The 16,080-nt window shown below is 70.3% G+C and carries 14 protein-coding genes; 6 read left to right on the forward strand and 8 right to left on the reverse strand.

The genetic code is table 11. The annotated features are described in order from the left end of the window. Positions 1–127: 127 nt before the first annotated feature. From FK531_RS14100 to FK531_RS14110, 3 genes are all read right to left on the reverse strand, one after another. A complete protein-coding gene (locus tag FK531_RS14100) occupies positions 128–2,143 on the reverse strand; it encodes a DEAD/DEAH box helicase (RefSeq protein WP_435531053.1) in 2,016 nt (671 codons plus the stop codon). A gap of 260 nt (positions 2,144–2,403) precedes the next feature. Beyond that, entirely contained in the window at positions 2,404–3,348 is a 945-nt protein-coding gene (locus FK531_RS14105; RefSeq protein WP_142100371.1) for a M56 family metallopeptidase, read from the reverse strand. A gap of 26 nt (positions 3,349–3,374) precedes the next feature. Then, entirely contained in the window at positions 3,375–3,797 is a 423-nt protein-coding gene (locus FK531_RS14110; protein WP_142100373.1) for a BlaI/MecI/CopY family transcriptional regulator, read from the reverse strand. Positions 3,798–3,930: 133 nt separating this feature from the next. On the opposite strand from FK531_RS14110, the gene FK531_RS14115 reads away from it, so the two are divergent. Next, a complete protein-coding gene (locus FK531_RS14115; RefSeq protein WP_142100375.1) occupies positions 3,931–5,238 on the forward strand; it encodes an alpha/beta hydrolase in 1,308 nt (435 codons plus the stop codon). 8 nt (positions 5,239–5,246) lie between these two features. Continuing rightward, positions 5,247–7,796: a bifunctional lysylphosphatidylglycerol flippase/synthetase MprF gene (locus FK531_RS14120; RefSeq protein WP_142100803.1), complete on the forward strand. Its 2,550-nt coding sequence runs from the start codon at positions 5,247–5,249 to the stop codon at positions 7,794–7,796. Between the two features lie 21 nt (positions 7,797–7,817). Here the strand turns inward: FK531_RS14120 and FK531_RS14125 are convergent, their stop codons facing one another. Together FK531_RS14125 and FK531_RS14130 are read right to left on the reverse strand one after the other, a co-directional pair. Further along, positions 7,818–8,681, reverse strand: a complete 864-nt coding sequence (locus tag FK531_RS14125) for an RNA polymerase sigma-70 factor (protein WP_142100376.1) — start codon at positions 8,679–8,681, stop codon at positions 7,818–7,820. Next, positions 8,678–9,256, reverse strand: coding sequence for a carboxymuconolactone decarboxylase family protein (locus tag FK531_RS14130; RefSeq protein WP_142100378.1), 579 nt, complete (start codon positions 9,254–9,256; stop codon positions 8,678–8,680). The genes FK531_RS14125 and FK531_RS14130 overlap by 4 nt, the downstream gene beginning before the upstream one ends. Positions 9,257–9,308: 52 nt before the next feature. On the opposite strand from FK531_RS14130, the gene FK531_RS14135 reads away from it, so the two are divergent. Beyond that, on the forward strand, positions 9,309–9,674 hold the full coding sequence (locus tag FK531_RS14135; protein ID WP_246098156.1) for a hypothetical protein: 366 nt from the start codon (positions 9,309–9,311) through the stop codon (positions 9,672–9,674). 26 nt (positions 9,675–9,700) lie between these two features. Here FK531_RS14135 and FK531_RS14140 read toward each other — a convergent pair whose 3' ends face one another. The 3 genes from FK531_RS14140 to FK531_RS14150 form a co-directional block, all read right to left on the reverse strand. Then, positions 9,701–10,525: an ABC transporter ATP-binding protein gene (locus FK531_RS14140; RefSeq protein ID WP_142100380.1), complete on the reverse strand. Its 825-nt coding sequence runs from the start codon at positions 10,523–10,525 to the stop codon at positions 9,701–9,703. Continuing rightward, the gene (locus tag FK531_RS14145) at positions 10,522–11,535 is read right to left on the reverse strand and encodes a FecCD family ABC transporter permease (protein ID WP_142100805.1); all 1,014 of its coding nucleotides are present in this window, start codon (positions 11,533–11,535) and stop codon (positions 10,522–10,524) included. The genes FK531_RS14140 and FK531_RS14145 overlap by 4 nt, the downstream gene beginning before the upstream one ends. A 119-nt stretch (positions 11,536–11,654) precedes the next feature. Further along, positions 11,655–13,115: a FecCD family ABC transporter permease gene (locus FK531_RS14150; protein ID WP_181762958.1), complete on the reverse strand. Its 1,461-nt coding sequence runs from the start codon at positions 13,113–13,115 to the stop codon at positions 11,655–11,657. Positions 13,116–13,275: 160 nt separating this feature from the next. Between FK531_RS14150 and FK531_RS14155 the strand changes: the two genes are divergently transcribed. The 3 genes from FK531_RS14155 (at position 13,276) to FK531_RS14165 (ending at position 16,078) form a co-directional block, all read left to right on the forward strand. Beyond that, on the forward strand, positions 13,276–14,016 hold the full coding sequence (locus tag FK531_RS14155; protein ID WP_142100809.1) for a hypothetical protein: 741 nt from the start codon (positions 13,276–13,278) through the stop codon (positions 14,014–14,016). A gap of 241 nt (positions 14,017–14,257) precedes the next feature. Then, entirely contained in the window at positions 14,258–14,710 is a 453-nt protein-coding gene (locus tag FK531_RS14160) for a PaaI family thioesterase (protein ID WP_142100382.1), read from the forward strand. 111 nt (positions 14,711–14,821) lie between these two features. After that, a complete protein-coding gene (locus tag FK531_RS14165) occupies positions 14,822–16,078 on the forward strand; it encodes a hypothetical protein (RefSeq protein ID WP_142100384.1) in 1,257 nt (418 codons plus the stop codon). Positions 16,079–16,080 lie beyond the last annotated feature (2 nt).

The raw sequence follows: 16,080 nt of genomic DNA on the forward strand, positions 1-16,080 counted from the left end.
CGAAAGTTCAGGTCTCGCAAGCTGGACTCGGCGGCGTGGTTGCCGGTCCCGGTGACCACGCAGAGAGGTCCGGAACGACGATGCCACCGCCTGCGCAGTGCAGGCGGTGGCATCGGATCACGGTAGGTCAGCGGCCACGCTGGGGTCCGTCGAACCCGTCGTAGGAGCGTCGCTCGGTCCGGCTACGGAAACCGCCCGACCCACTGCTCCGGTCAGAGTTCTGCGGCCGATCGCCGCGGTAGCCGCCTTCAGTGCGCTGCGGGCGGTCGTTGGAGCCGCGGTAGCCGCCTTCGCTGCGCTGGGGGCGGTCGCCGTACGAGCGGTTCTCGTTGGAGCCGCGGTAGCCGCCTTCGCTGCGCTGGGGGCGGTCGCCGTAGGAGCGGCTTTCGTTGGAGCCGCGGTACCCGCCCTCGGTGCGCTGCGGGCGGTCGTTGGAGCCGCGGTAGCCGCCTTCGGTGCGCTGGGGGCGGTCGTTGGAGCCGCGGTAGCCGCCCTCGGTGCGCTGGGGGCGGTCGTTGGAGCCGCGGTACCCGCCCTCGGTGCGCTGCGGGCGGTCGTTGGAGCCGCGGTAGCCGCCTTCGCTGCGCTGGGGGCGGTCGCCGTAGGAGCGGTTCTCGTTGGAGCCGCGGTACCCGCCTTCGCTGCGCTGGGGGCGGTCGCCGTAGGAGCGGTTCTCGTTGGAGCCGCGGTACCCGCCCTCGCTGCGCTGCGGACGATCCCCGCGCGGTCCCGACTGTCCGCGGTACCCGCCACCGCCGTCGCGACGCGGACGGTCGTAGCCGCCGCTGCCGTCGCGACGCGGACGGTCGTAGCCGCCGCTGCCGTCCCGCCGCGGACGGTCGCCGTAGGAGCGCTCACCGCGGGAGTGCTGCTCGCGCACCGGCTCTCCGCTCGGCGCCTTCGCACCGGTGATGGCCGCCAGTTCCTCGGAACCCGGAGCGACGTTCACAGCGGTGGCGTCGACGCCCGCCATGCCCGTCAGCTTGCGCACCAGACGTCGCTGGTTCGGCAGCACGATCGCGACGACCGTGCCCTTCTCGCCTGCGCGCGCGGTCCGGCCGGCGCGGTGGAGGTAGTCCTTGTGGTCAGCCGGCGGGTCCACGTGCACGACCAGGTCGATGCCGTCGACGTGGATGCCGCGGGCGGCGACATCGGTGGCCACGAGCACCGGAGTGCGGCCGTTCTTGAACCGCTCGAGCACCCGGGTGCGCTGGTTCTGTGCCTTGCCGCCGTGCAGCGCCTCTGCCGGGATACCCACGGCGCGAAGACGATCGGTGATGCCCTCACATCCGAGCTTGGTGCGGGCGAACATGATGGTCCGGCCGTCACGTGCGCCGATCTCGGCGAGCACGACGTCCTTCTGGCCCCGCTCGACGAGCAGCACGTAGTGCTCCATCGTGTCGACGCTCGCGCGGCCGTCCTCGGTGGAGTGCTGGACGTGGTCGGGCAGGAACTGACGCACCAGCGACTGCACCTCGCGGTCCAGGGTCGCCGAGAACAGCAGGCGCTGGCCGTCGGGCCGGGTTGCGCCGAGGATCGAGCGAACCTCCGGCAGGAAGCCCATGTCGGCCATCTGGTCGGCCTCGTCGAGCGCGGTGATCTCGATGTCGTCGAGCACACAGGTGCCCTGACGCAGGTGGTCGCCGAGCCGGCCCGGGGTCGCGACGAGGATGTCGACGCCGCGTCGCAGCTGCTCGACCTGCTTGGTGAAGGGCATTCCGCCGACGGCGGCGCGCACGTTCACCCCGACCGACGACGCGTAGGGGAACAGCGAGTCGACGACCTGGACCGCCAGCTCACGGGTCGGCACCAGCACCAGTGCGCGCGGGCGCTTCGGGGCGGGTCGGTCCTCGTGCTGCGCGAGGCGCGCGAGCATCGGCAACCCGAACGCGAGAGTCTTGCCGGAGCCGGTCTGTGCGCGACCGAGCACGTTGCGGCCCGCGATGGCGTCGGGCACGGACATCGCCTGGATCGGCGACGGAACGGTGATGCCGTTCTTGGCCAGCGCGGCGACGACCGGCGCGGGCAGGCCGATCTCGGCGAAGGTGATCGTGGGGGTTTCGTCGACGGCCTCGGCGGGCGCGGTGGTTGCAGCCTCGTCGGGGGACGGAAGTGTGGCCTCGTCTTGGGCAGCAGAAGACATGTGGACAGCGTTGGTCACGCGGATTTACCTCTCCGGACGTCGGGCGCGTCGCGGAGCGCGAGCTGTCGTGCAGCACGCAAAGAGACGAGCCAGGGCACGTGATGGCTGTTCGTCGGCGCCGAAGGGGCGCCGTACGGCAGCAGAAATGTGCCTGAAAATGAGTAACAATCGATTCGGACCGCGAATGCGGCCGTTGTCGAGTGTACGCGAGCCGTTAGACAACCTCACCTCAGGCGGGTGTGACCCCGCCGACTCTCGGCTCAGCCGTGGAACAGGCGCTTGAGCTCGACCAGCCAGGGCGCCGCGACCGCGACGGTCGGGACCACGAGAATCGCCACCGAGGTCAGGTAGGCCGCCGCCGCGACCGGGACCGCACTGCCGGTCGCGGACAGTCGCTGGATCCGGGTGAGGGTGTGGGGTCCGCCCGCGGCGAGAGCGCCCATCGGTGCGCTCGAGCCGGCACAGGTGACCAGTGCCCGAGCCAGGGGGGTGGGCCCGGTCACCTTGACGGCGGCGTCGTCGGCGAGCATCTCGACGAGCAGTTGCACGGACCCGAGTGCCGACTTGCTACGCACCACCAGGGGGAAGGCCTCGTTCACCGCGGTGAAGGCCTCGAGCACGAGGTCGTGACGCGCTCGCAGGTGTGAGCGTTCGTGCATCAGGATCGCCTTGACCTCGTAGCGAGTGAGGCTGGCCAGGGTGCCTTCGCTCAGGACGACGCGCTGGCGCAGACCGGGCAGGCAGTAGGCAATCGGCTCCTCGGCCTCGATGACGCGAAGGTTGGAGCTGCGGCTGCGGGTCGGCTCGCGGCGGTCCAGCAGGTCGACGAGCATGCGGTGCCGGGCCCGACGACGCCGGGTCCGCACCGCGACGGCTGCGATCGAGTAGATCAGTTTCGCGCCGATCAGGATGGTGATCGCGAACACCACGACGTATGCGATCCACAGTGGCAGGCCGAGCGCGTCGATCTCGGCCAGCGGTGCGGTCGTCGGTCGTCCGTCGGTGCCGGGCACGAGGAGCTCCGTGGCGATCGCGAGCCCGGAACTGAACGCCGAGAGCACGGCCGCGATCGCGATCGCCTGCCACAACACCAGCGCTGCGCCGGGTGCGCGATAGGGCCAGGTGGCGCGGGCGAGGACCGCGGGCACCGGCCCTGCGAGGAGCAGAGCCATCAGCGCGAAGGCCAGTGCGGTGGTGGGGTTCATGGCGTACCCATCATGCACATCGACGGTCAGCTGGCGCGGTCGGTCCCCGGGTCGACGCTGCGGAGGTGACGCTTGCCCGCGTCCGTTGCCTCCAGCGCGGCCAGGGCCTCCCGCAGTGCCGCGGCCTCGTCCGCGCCGACCTTTCCTACGAAGTGCACGAGCGCCGCGGCCCGGCTACCGGACTCGTCCGCCTGTTCGAGCGCGTCGAACATCAGGCTCGCGACGAGTTCCTCGCGGCCGTGTACTGGGACGTAGCGGTGCGCACGGTCGTCGCGTTGCTGGACCACGAGATTCTTCTTCGCGAGTCGCTGCAGCACGGTCATCACGGTCGTGTACGCGAGTTCCCGTCGGCTGGCGAGCGCCTCGTGCACCTGCCGAACCGTCTGAGGTTCGGAACTGGACCACAGATGGTCCATTACTGCTCGCTCGAGCTCGCCTAGTCCTGCCATGGCCACAGTCTACGGATCGTCCGACGAGTATGCGTACTACCCGCCGTAGTACTGCTCCGGGTGTATTCGTGGTGTGGCCGCCCTACGATGTGCAGCGGCATGTCGTGCAGGTCAGACACCGAGAGGCTCAAGAGTGGATTGGCTGTACCGGTTGTCCCTGATATCGGGACCACTGCCGTGGGTCCTGACTGGACTCGGTGCTCTGGGCGGGGTGTGGCTGCTGTTCGCCCCGACTCGCTCGCGCGGGTACCGCCGCCGGGCGATTCCGCTGTGCTGCACCGCCGCACTGGTGCTCACTCTCGTCGGCTGGCTAGTCGTGGAGAAGTGGTGGCGACCGTTCCCGGATCCGGTCGAGACCGAGATCTACGTCTGGATCGGCCTCGGGGTGCTTGCCCTGATGTTGCTGGTGGTCCGGGTGTTCGCCGACCGAGGGTTCTGGCGGACGGTGATCTCGCTGCTCGCCGCGCTCGCGGTCGTCGCCGCCGCCGCGGTACAGGTCAACCTGGTCTTCGACGCCTATCCCACTGTTCGGGACGCGCTCGGTGTCGCGAACCCCAACGAGATTGACTTCGCGGCCGTGCCCCCCGCCGAATCCCATCCGCTGAGCGGCAAGCCGGTGGACACGGTGTGGCGGCCGCCGCCGGACCTCCCGGCCACCGGCCGCGTCACGGCCGTGCCGATCCCCGGCACGGTCTCCGGGTTCACCGCCCGTGATGCGCAGATCTACCTGCCGCCCGCCTACTTCGCGAACCCGCGTCCGCAGTTGCCGGTGCTGGTGCTGCTCGCCGGCCAGCCCGGCGGTCCGGAGGACTGGATCAACGGTGGCAAGCTGGCCCAGACCATGGACGCATTCGCGGCCGAGCACGGCGGCCTCGCGCCGGTGGTCGTGGTGGCCGACGGCACCGGTTCCCAGCTCGCGAACCCGCTCTGCGTCGACTCGAAACTCGGCAACGTCGCGACCTACCTGGCCACCGACGTGCCCGCCTGGGTCACGGCCAACCTCCAGGTCGACCCCGACCCCCGCGCGTGGGCCATCGGTGGACTGTCCTACGGCGGCACCTGCTCGCTGCAGATGGCCACCAATCATCCCGACCGCTACCCGACCTTCCTCGACCTCTCCGGCCAGGAGGAGCCGACACTGGGTGATCACCAGCGCACCCTCGACGCCGCGTTCGGCGGGGACGAGGAGAAGTTCCGGGCCGTCAATCCGATGGACCTGATGGCCCGGCAGCAGTTCCCGAACACCGCCGGGGCGTTCGTGGTCGGCCGCGACGACAAGGACTTCAAGCCCGGGGTGCACACGCTCTACGAGGCGGCTCAGCGCGCGGGCATGGACGTGCGGCTGGTCGAACTGCCCGGCGGCCACAGCTTCGCGGTGTGGTCCGGGGGCCTCGAGCAGGAACTCGGATGGTTGGCGAAGCGAATGGGGCTGATCTCGTGACGACGACGATGGCGGTCGCGGCCGCGGGTCGGCAGTCGCGGCGGATGGCCGAACTGGTCCGGTCCGGGGCATCCGGTGCCCCGGTGAGCATCGGTGCACTGGTACTGATCTGGGTGCTCGGTGCCGCGACGTCCAGCCTCGGCCGTCCGACCCGCTACGTCTATCGGCATTTCGCCGCGGGCATCATGCCGCTCGAGCACGGCCGGGTCTGGACGACGCTGACCTCCGGGCTGTTCGCGCCGAGCCTGGTCGGGTACCTGGTGGCGACGGTGCTGATCGTGGTGGTGGCCGCGCCGATCGAGCACCGGATTGGCTCGGCGCGATTCGCCGGCGCGGCGGTGTGCACACAGGTGCTCGGCACCCTCGTCGCGCTCGCCGTCTCGGACGCGGTCAAACTCGTCGACGAGGGCTGGGGGTTCCGACTGCACGTCGGCGCCGCGGTGTCGCCGACGACGTGGATCGCGGGTGTCGCGATGGTGGCGAGTTCGGGCATGAACACGCTGTGGCGTCGTCGCCTGCGGGTGGGTCTGCTCGCGCTGCTCATCACGCTCGCCCTGTTCAGCGGCCACCTGCTGGACATGGTGCGTCTGAGCGCCGCCGTGGTCGGCCTGCTGCTCGGGCCGTGGATCGTCGGCCGGTCCGCACGCGGCGCCCGGCTGACCGGCACGCAGCGCGAGGGGCGGGTGCTCGTCGCGCTCGTCGTCGCCGCCAGTGCGCTCGGTCCCGTCCTCGCCGCACTGTCGCCGAACGCGGTCGGACCACTCGCGGTACTACGTGACCTGTTCCGGGGAGCTGGCTGGACCCCCGACGAGGTGCGCGAGTTCTGCGCGCAGTCGAGCAGTAGCGAGGAGTGCCGGCGCGGCCTGCTCGGGCTGCGACTCGGCGGCGTCGGCCCCACCCTGCTGAGCCTGATGCCGTCGGTCTTCCTGCTCGTCCTCGCCGACGGTCTGCGCCGCGGGCGACGGTTCGCCTGGATCGCGGCGGTGGTCGCGCAAGTGATCCTGCTGGCGCTCTCGCTCGCCAACTTCGGTGTGCGTTTCATCGGGTTCGTCGGGAAGGAGTCGATCTTCTACGGCCTCGACTCGCCGAACCTGTACCGGACGATGACACCGTTCCTGACCCCGCTCGCGATCCTCGTGGTGCTGGTCGCCACCCGCGGGTTCTTCACGGTCTCCGCGCCCCGCGGCACCTACCGGCGACTGTGGCTGCTGGTGGTGGGGGTCGTCGCCGGTCTCGGGGTGGTGTACGTGACGGGGGCGTGGCTGGCCCGCGCCGGCTTCGACCGCGAACCCGGCGTCGGCTCGCTGCTCGCCGACTATCCGCAGCGTCTGATCCCGCCGGTGTACCTGCAGTGGCTCGACCCGCAGTTCCTGCCTGACAATGCGGCCACCACACTGCTCTTCGAGTGGACCGGGGTGCTGTTCTGGATCGTGGTGTGTGTGGCGGTATGGATGACGTTCCACGCGCCGGCGCACGGCGTGGCGACCGACGACACCGAGCGTGCTCGCGGACTGCTGCGGGCCAGCAGTGGCAGCCCGCTGTCCTGGATGACCACCTGGCGCGGCAACCGCTACTGGTTCAGCCCGGACGGCACCGGTTACGTCGCGTACCGGGTGATCGCGGGTGTCGCGCTAACCACCGGCGATCCGGTCGGGCCGCGGGACCGTCTGCGTGAGAACGTCACCGGGTTCGCCGAGTTCGCCACCGGCAACGGATGGATCCCGTGCTTCTACTCGGTCACCGGGGAACTGCGCGAGGTCACCGACGGCATCGGTTGGGCGGGCATCCAGGTCGCCGAGGAGACCGTGCTGAGGCTGGACGGACTCGCGTTCACCGGCAAGAAGTTCCAGGACGTCCGGACCGCGCTCAACCGCGCGAAGAAGGCGGGCGTGCACGCCGAGTGGATCAGCTTTCCCACCGCGCCGCTGGCCATCACCGATCAGATCACCGCGATCTCGGAGGAATGGGTCGCAGACAAGGGCATGCCCGAGATGGGGTTCACCCTCGGCGGCCTCGACGAGATCGACGACCCGGAGGTGCGGTGCCTGATCGCTGTCGACGCCGAACGCACGGTGCACGGCATCACCTCCTGGATGCCGGTGTACCGGGACGGCGAGATCGTCGGCTGGACCCTGGATTTCATGCGCAGGCGCAGTGAGGGTTTCCGGCCCGCGATGGAGTTCCTCATCGCCTCGGCGGCCTTGCTGCTCGAGGAGGAGGGCGCGGAGTTCGTCAGCCTGTCCGGTGCACCGCTCGCGAAGGTCGAGGACCCGGCGGGTGCGAGCATCACCGAGGAGGAGGAACGGGAGCGGACCGCGCTCGGTGTGGTCATGGACAAGGTCCTCGACGTACTCGGCCGTACCCTCGAACCGGTCTACGGGTTCCGCTCGCTGCTCGCGTTCAAGTCCAAGTTCCAGCCCGAGTACGTGCCGATGCACATGACCTTCGCCGACCCCGGCGCGTTGCCGAGCATCGGAAACGCGATCGGCCGCGCCTACCTTCCGGAGGTCTCGATCGGCCAGGGGATGCGGCTGGTGCGCACGATGATTCGTAGTTGACGCGGTTCACGTCACCTGCGATCATCGCCGCAGTTCCGCCGGCCTGTCCAGCCATCCGAGCTTGTGCGGGTTTCGCATCGCGTAGATCCGGGTGATCCGGCCGTCCGCGACCACCACACTCACCGCCGTGGCACCGCCGCCGACGTCGAACCGGGCGCCCGGCATTCCGTTGAACCACGCGGTGGTCGCCGCGAAGTCCGGGAACGTCGCCGCGCGGGCCAGGAACGTCGCCACCCGCAGTGCCCCGATGATCGGCTTCCGGGCGGCCGTCACCACGCCGCCGCCGTCGGCGACCACCACTACGTCCGGGGCCAGCACGTCCAGCAGTGCCTGCATGTCGCCGCTCGCGACGGCCGCCATGAACTTCTCGACCACTGCCTGCTGCTCGGAGCGGCCCACCTGCACCCGCGGGCGCCGCGCCGCGACGTGCTCGCGGGCGCGGTGACCGATCTGCCGGACCGCGGCGGGGGTCTTGCCCACCACCTCGGCGATCTCCCGGTACGGCGTCGCGAACACCTCGTGCAGCACGAACACGGCCCGCTCGGTCGGGCCGAGGGTCTCGAGCACGGTGAGCATCGCGATCGAGACGTTCTCGGCGAGTTCGGCGTCCTCGGCCACGTCGGGACCGGTGAGCATCGGCTCGGGCAGCCATTCGCCGACGTACTCCTCCCGGCGGCGGGACTCCGTTCGGAGGCGGTTCAACGCCTGCCGCGTGACCATCCGGACCAGATAGGCGCGCGGGTCGCGGACCTCGGCCCGGTCGACGTCGGCCCACCGCAGCCAGGTCTCCTGGACGACGTCCTCGGCGTCGACGGCGGTGCCGAGCATCTCGTAGGCGACGGTGAAGAGCAGGCCGCGGTGGGTGACGAACGGGTCGTCGGTCATGGGGTCGAGCGTAGGGCGAGCGGCTTCAGGTCACACGCCGCCGCGAAGCCCTGCGATTCGATGCCGAACGCGGTGTTGGACCGGGTCATGAAGTTCGCCAGCGCGATGAACGCGGTCAGCTCCACCATCGCGGGCGCGCCGAGCCGCTCGAGCAGTTGCGCGGACATCTCGTCGGTCACTGTCGGCGGGGTCTGCGTCATCGCTTCGGCGTACTCCATGACGTCGCGCTCGAGTGGCGTGAACACCTCCGACTCACGCCACCGCGGCACCTCGCGAGCCTTCGTCAGGTCGAGTCCCTCGTTACGTGCCTGGAAATAGCCGAAGTCGAGGCAGAAGCTGCAGCCGACCAGGCTGGCGACCGCCATGTGGGCGAACGACTTCAAGCTCTCGTCGCACTGGTCCCACTTCTGCGCCTTGCGGCCGACGCTGAAGCTGAAGTTCAGCACCTTGCGGTTGTGCCAGGCCACCTCGACCGGTTCGGCTACCTCGCCGAGCATCCTGCGGGACATCCGCTTGACGATCGCGCCGTAGACGCCTGTCAGTTCGGCCCTCGGGATGCGCGTGTTGCCGGCCATGATTCCTCCTCTGGTTGTCTCCTGACATGGAGACACCGGTGACGAGTGGAATGTGACAGGGAGTCGGAAGTCGCCGAGCAGCCCCGCCCTGTCCGAGCACGACGCCCAGTTGCTTGCCGATGCCGGGTTCGAGTCCGACCCCACTTCCGCCACCGCCGCCCGGGTCGACCGCGACGTCCGCATGCCGAACCTGGTCCAGAACTCCCTGTCGATCGCCGACGCGGCGACTCGCCTGGGTGTCACCGGCGCCCGGATCCGGCAACGCATCGCCGAGGGCACTCTGTGGGCGTTCAGTGCTGGTCGCAACCGGTTGCTGCCCGCTGCCCAGTTCACCGGTGCCGGTGCGGTGCCCCACCATCCCGCGCTGTCCGGCCCGGTCGACACCGCCGCTCACCAACTCGGCTACGTCGTCACCTGACGCCGCGCGACCTGCACCGAGACCTCTCAGGCGGCCGGGCCGCCGACCGACCCGTACACGTGCCGGGTGCCGACCGGGACGATCAGCGGACGGTCCGAGACCGGGTCCTCGATCACCCGAGCGTCGAGCCCGAACACGTCGAGGAGCAGTTCCGGGGAGATCACCTCGGCGGGAGTGCCCTGCGCGACGATCGCCCCCTCCTTCATGACGACCAACCGGTCGCTGTAGCGAATCGCGAGGTTGAGGTCGTGCAGGACCATCACCACGGTCCGGCCGAGTTCGGAGTGCAGCTGGTCGACCAGGTCGAGGACCTCGATCGAGTGCGCGAGGTCCAGGTAGGTGGTCGGCTCGTCGAGCAGCAGGATGTCGGTGCCCTGCGCGAGCGCCATCGAGATCCAGGCCCGTTGCCGCTGGCCGCCCGACAGTTGGTCCACCGAGCGGTCGGCGAGTTCGGAGACCCCGGTCAGTGCGAGCGCCTTCGCCACCTCGCGCTCGTCGTCGGAGGACCATTGCCGCAGCCACGACTGGTGCGGGTGCCGCCCCCGCGCCACCAGATCCGCGACGGTCAGGCCCTCGGGCGCGACCGGCGCCTGCGGCAGCATGCCGAGGGTGCGAGCCACGTCCTTGGTGCGCATCTGCGAGATCGCCTTGCCGTCGAGCAGGACCTGACCGGACTTCGGCTTGAGCAGCCGCGCGAGCGAGCGCAACAACGTCGACTTGCCGCATCCGTTGGGTCCGATGACCGTGGTGACCACGCCGGTGGGGATCTCGAGGTCGAGGCGGTCAACGATCACCCGGTCGCCGTAACCGACGGTCAGGTTCTCGGCCGCCAGGCGCGGACTCGCACTCATGCGGACACCTTTCGGTTGTTGCGGACGAGCAGGTAGATCAGGAACGGCCCGCCGAGCGCGGAGGTGACGATGCCGACCGGCAGTTCCACCGGGAGCACGGTCCGGCCGATCACGTCGCTGCCGAGCACCAGCACCGCGCCGACCAGCCCCGAGGCGAGGATCGGCGGACCGGGAGTGCGCAGGATCCGCATCGCCACCTGCGGCGCCGCGAGTGCGACGAATCCGATCGGCCCGACCGCGGCGGTGGCGATGCCCGCCAGCGCGACCGCGGCCAGCAGCAGCACGCCCTGACCGGACTGCAGCCGCACCCCGAGGGCGCGCGCGTTGTCGTCGCCCAGGCGCAGCGCACCGAGCGTGAACGACGAGACCAGGGCGAGGGTCCCGACGACGGCGACGCCGATCGCGACCGGCCACACCTGCGCCCAGTCGCTGCCATTGAGAGAACCGTTGAGCCACACCTGCGCCCGGGCCACGTCGTTGATGTCGGCGGAGATCAGCATCCACTGGATCGCGGCGACCAGCATCGCGTTGGCACCGATACCGATCAGCACGACGCGGTAGCCCTGCACGCCGCCGCGCCAGGCCAGCGCGTAGATCGCCAGCGCGGTGACGACGGCACCGGCGAGTGCGGCGAGCGGGATGCCGAGCAGTGCGAGGGCGCCGACGAAGGTGCCGCCGCCCCCGACCACGATCAGTGTCACCGCCGCGGCACTGGCGCCGGCGGTGACGCCGAGCAGGTCGGGACTGGCGAGCGGGTTTCGCAGGATCGACTGGGTGATCGCGCCGGAGATGCCGAGGGCGATGCCGGTGAGCAGGGCCGTCAGACCGCGGGGCAGACGCAGGTCCATCACGATGAACCGCTGCACCTTGGTGCCGCCGCCGAACAGGATGTCGACGACGGTGGGGATCGGGACGGCGAACTCGCCCCGGCCGATGTTGACGCACAGCAACACGAACGCGGCGGCGACGAGTGCGAGGGTGATCGCGACCATCACGGTGCGGCGCACCATCGACACCGGCCCGACCCGGAATGCCGGGCGGGACGGGACCGTGGACGGTAGTTCGGTGCCTGTGGGTCGTTCCGCAGGCTCCACTCCTGCCGCATCCCTGGTCGTCTCGTCGGTGACACTCACAGCGAGACCAGCTTCCTGCGCCGCACCAGCGCGATGAAGAACGGCGCACCGAACATGGCCAGCACGATCCCGACCTGCAGTTCGCCAGGGCGGACCACCACCCGGCCGATGACGTCGGCGAGCAGGACCATGACCGCGCCGAGCAGTCCCGCGTACGGGACCAGCCAGCGGTAGTCGGGGCCGGTGATCGAACGGGCGACGTGCGGTACGACGAGGCCGACGAAGGCGATCGGCCCGCAGGCGGCGGTCGAGGCGCCGGTGAGCAGGACGATGGCGACGATGCCGATCGCGCGGCTGAGCGCGATGTTGGTGCCGAGTCCGCGGGCGACGTCCTCGCCCAGGCTCAGCACGTTCAGGCTCGGGGTGCTCGCAAGCGCGATCAGGACGCCGATCACCAGGAACGGCAGCACCTGCCAGAGGATCTCCGGGCCACGGCCGGCCACCGAGCCGACCACCCAGAACCGGTATCCGTCGAGGCTGGTCTGGTCGAGCATGATGACCGTCTGGGTCATGGCCTGCAGAAACATCGCGACCGCCGCGCCCGCGAGCGCGAGGCTCAGCGGACTGGACCGGCCGCTACCGATCGACGACACGCCGAACACCACGACGCTCGCGACCAGCGACCCGGCGAACGCGAACCACAGGTACTGGCTGGGACCCGCGAGGCCGAGCAGGTAGATCGACAGCACGACGAACAGTGCCGCGCCGGCGTTGAGGCCGAGAAGGCCCGCGTCGGCCAGCGGATTGCGGGTGTGGCCCTGGATCAATGCGCCGGCGATGCCGAGCGCGACGCCGACGGCGAGAGCGAGGGCGGTGCGGGGAACTCGTAGGGTCCGGACCACGAGGTCGGTGTCGGTGCCGGTCGGGGTGAACACGGCGTGGAAGATCTCGGCGAAGTCCATCGGCCGTGCGCCGACGGCGATGCTCGCGAGCACGGTCGCGGCGAGCAGCACAACCAGCGCGGCGAGGCCGAGTAGGCGCCTCTTGCGGATCGCGGCAATCGTGTTGTCGGCGCGGACGGGGGCGAAACCGTCGGCGTACGCGGTGGCGGACCGGACGACCTCGGTCCGCGAACGGGGGAGCAGTGCCCGGCGCGGCCCGAGCGGACCGCGGGTCACGCCGTCGCGGGTGACCAGGTCGAGCCAGCCCTTGCCGAGGCTCTGGCCGGTGTTGCCTTCCCGGACGCCACGGTTCCACACGAGCAAGGCGGCCGCGACGACCACGGCGACCGCGCCGAAGACGAGGCGGTCCATCTGGCCGCCGCCGTTCGCGTCGCGGAGGGCGGTGACGAGGTACCAGCCGACGACCAGCGGTCCGGCGACAACTGCGAGGTCGGCGGCGGTGGCCGCGAGGCGTCGCCAGCGCGGTGCGGGGCCTCGGGGGACGTCCTCGCTGCCGTACACCTCGCGGGACCGGGGGTGCGCGGCAACCACACCGGTGTCGGGGGTGGTTGTCACGTCACGCGCTCCTGGTCGCCGAGTTTGTCGAGCTTAGGTTACGGAACCCTATCTTGACGGGACGCCCGGGTTCCGTTCGGCGACGGACTTATGGTTAGGCTAACCTTCGTTCGCATATTCGAGGGCCTTGTGCTCGACGACCAAGGAGTGTGCCGTGTCAGTGACCGCCGTACGCGAGGGTGCCGTGCCCCAGTCGACCGCCGCGCTCGCCGAGTCCTGTACGCGACTGCGGGCCGTCCATCGGGACTATCCGCGGGTCTACGCGGTCGCGGAGATGGCCGAGCAGCCGAAGCGGCGCTGGTGGGCGCTCGCCCAGGGCATTCGTGGAGATCGGCTGCATCGGATGGTCGCGCGTGCGCTCGAGGATGTCGGCGACCTCGAGGCGGCGGGGGCGGAGGTCGCGGCCGCGCTGATCCACGCGGTGGTCGGGCGGGTGGCGGCGCTGGTCGTGCTGGAGGGGCGGGCCTGGGATGCGGGCCTGGACAACCTCTGGATCCACATGGACAGCGACGGCTGCATCGACTGGGCGGGTGTGGCCGATCCGGTGCTGCGGGTGCTGCCCGGGGACTGCTGGTCCGGCTCGCCCGCTGCCGTGACGGTGCCGTGCGAGCGAGCGCTTCTGATGTGGACCGCTTGCCGCTGCCGAACCGCGCTGTCGGTGGTGTTCGACGCGCTGGTGTGCGTCGCCCCCGTCGATCGAGCCCTGCTGTGGGCGATGGTGGGGGAGTCCGTGCTCGGCGCCGCGACGCTGATGCCGGTGCTCGGCGGTGTTCCAGAGTCTGTTGCCACCCGCCGTGGCCAGGGGTTGCTCGACGCGTTCGAGGCGGTGGGCGTCCCCGTGCGGGCGCGCGCCGAGAGGCAGTCGATTCGACGGCCGGCGGCACACGCCCTTGCTAGTTAGGGCAGGCTGCCCTATAGTCATGGTGGTGACGAACTAACGGACCGCGCCGGAGTCCTGAGGGCTGCAGTGACTCCCGGTCCTTCCCGCGACGGGCCCCGCATCGAAAGGTGCGGGGCCCGTCGGCATTCCCGGGTAGATCGCCCGCGCCCGGCAGTGCCGCGTGCGATCACCGAGCCGCCGTCGTGTAGCACTGACAGGGATGACCGTCGACGAGGACGGTTCGTGAACGATGGAGTGGAACATGAGCGACGCGGTCTCGATCAGCGACCTGGCCACCGCGGATCCCGCCCAGGTGACCCCGTTCCTCAACAAGGGATTCGGTGAGGTCCTGGGGCTCGAATACACCGAACTGAGCGGCGACCGGGTCCGGGCCCAGTGGGCGGCGGTCCCGGCACACCACCAGCCGGCCGGGATCGTCAACGGCGGCGTGTACTGCTCGGTCATCGAAACCCTCGCCAGCACCGGCGGCGGCATCTGGCTGGGCGAGCGCGGTCACGTCGTCGGCGTCAACAACAACACCGACTTCCTGCGGGCGGTACGCGAGGGCACCCTGTTCGCCGAGGCAACCCCCGTTCACCGCGGACGCACCCAGCAGCTCTGGCAGGTGACGGTCGTCGACGAACGCGACCGCCTCATCGCGCGCGGTCAGGTCCGGCTCGCCAACATCACCGACACCGACCGTCTCGGTAGCTGATCGAGCGTTCGCGGTTCGCGCGGCCCCGACGCCGCCGGTACTGTTGCCCGCAAGGTAGCCCCGCGCCCGATGGCGTCGCCCATCGGATCCTCGAGTGTGTGGGGTTTCACGATGACTGCCGAATCGGCTGATCGCACTCTTCCTGTCTTCGTCCCGGGATGGGTCCTCGACGACAGGTCGCTCGCACCGCCCGCTCTCGGTGACCTTGTCGACGTCGTACTGACCTTCGACCCCACCGATCCGACTGTGCCGGGCGCGCACACCGTGCGGGCCACAGTGCGGCCGCTGCTCGGACTCACGCCGTACGGCGAGCCCGACGGTGAACTGCGCTGGCCGCACGAAGTGGTCGGCGACGGATGGTCCGCCGAGTGGCTGTCCGACCGGCCACTGGCGGGACGAGTCGAACTCACGGGAAGGCTCTTCGCCGGTATCTCCTGGACAGCGTCCGACGATCCCGTTCGGGTTCGAGGACGAGTTCGTCGGGTCCGGGTGGTCGAGCACCGCGTCGACCGCACCGACCGCGGGCTGCGCGCCGTCGACGGCACCGAGCGGTTGACGGACGTCGAGGCCGCCCCGCGCCGCTTCTGGTCGAACTGGGACGTGCAGTCCGAGGACCACTTCCAGGAGACGGGAGTGCTGATCGACCTGGACGTCGACGACGTACCGGCCACCGAGGTGGGGTTCGTCGCCGGCGCGGTCGCCGTCCACGGAGCCGACGTGTGGGTGATGGACCGCTCGAATCCCTTCCTGCTGCACGTCGATACGGCCGCGACGCCACCACGAGTCGTCGAGTACCTGCTGCCGTTGACGATCGAGTCGCCGAAGGATCAGTGGACCCGCACGGTCCACGCCGACCGCGGCGGATGCTGGATCGCGTCTCGACACGACGTGTTCCGATGCGACCGCACCGGGGACGCGGCGGTGACCATAGAACGCGTCTGCGCCGAGGGCGGCAACTACAGCAGCGTCGTCGACGGGCGACTCTTCCTGGTCGGCACCACGCGTCCGGCACTGCACACGGACCGCCGGTACGGCATGGTGCGGGTCGATGCCGACGCCCACCCGGTGCGGATGCTCGACGACGAGCTACGGCTGGTCCCCGTCGACGATCCGGCTACCGTGGCCCGGGTGACGGCTCAGCGGCGACGCGCAGACACGGCGCACGCCGCCGACGGCACGGAATGGGTCGCCGTCGGCGATCTCACCGCGCAGTCCCCGGACGGCACCCGCCGGCAGGTCGATCTCGATGTTCGTACTCGTGGCACGATGCACTGGGTTCAGCCCGATCCGTACGCCGATCCAGCGAACGCGGAACTCTTGGCGAGCATGTGGGTGTCGCCACCGGTGCCCCGCAAGCCCACACCATGAAA

This window comes from Rhodococcus spelaei, from assembly GCF_006704125.1.
Classification (GTDB): Bacteria; Actinomycetota; Actinomycetes; order Mycobacteriales; family Mycobacteriaceae; genus Rhodococcus_G; species Rhodococcus_G spelaei.

Bases quoted from the DNA above. Each gene is read 5' to 3' on its own strand.
- FK531_RS14100 (WP_435531053.1), bottom strand. From the start codon at position 2,143: ATGTCTTCTGCTGCCCAAGACGAGGCCACACTTCCGTCCCCCGACGAG.
- FK531_RS14105 (WP_142100371.1), bottom strand. From the start codon at position 3,348: ATGAACCCCACCACCGCACTGGCCTTCGCGCTGATGGCTCTGCTCCTC.
- FK531_RS14110 (WP_142100373.1), bottom strand. From the start codon at position 3,797: ATGGCAGGACTAGGCGAGCTCGAGCGAGCAGTAATGGACCATCTGTGG.
- FK531_RS14120 (WP_142100803.1), top strand. From the start codon at position 5,247: ATGGCGGTCGCGGCCGCGGGTCGGCAGTCGCGGCGGATGGCCGAACTG.
- FK531_RS14125 (WP_142100376.1), bottom strand. From the start codon at position 8,681: ATGACCGACGACCCGTTCGTCACCCACCGCGGCCTGCTCTTCACCGTC.
- FK531_RS14130 (WP_142100378.1), bottom strand. From the start codon at position 9,256: ATGGCCGGCAACACGCGCATCCCGAGGGCCGAACTGACAGGCGTCTAC.
- FK531_RS14140 (WP_142100380.1), bottom strand. From the start codon at position 10,525: ATGAGTGCGAGTCCGCGCCTGGCGGCCGAGAACCTGACCGTCGGTTAC.
- FK531_RS14145 (WP_142100805.1), bottom strand. From the start codon at position 11,535: ATGGTGCGCCGCACCGTGATGGTCGCGATCACCCTCGCACTCGTCGCC.
- FK531_RS14160 (WP_142100382.1), top strand. From the start codon at position 14,258: ATGAGCGACGCGGTCTCGATCAGCGACCTGGCCACCGCGGATCCCGCC.
- FK531_RS14165 (WP_142100384.1), top strand. From the start codon at position 14,822: ATGACTGCCGAATCGGCTGATCGCACTCTTCCTGTCTTCGTCCCGGGA.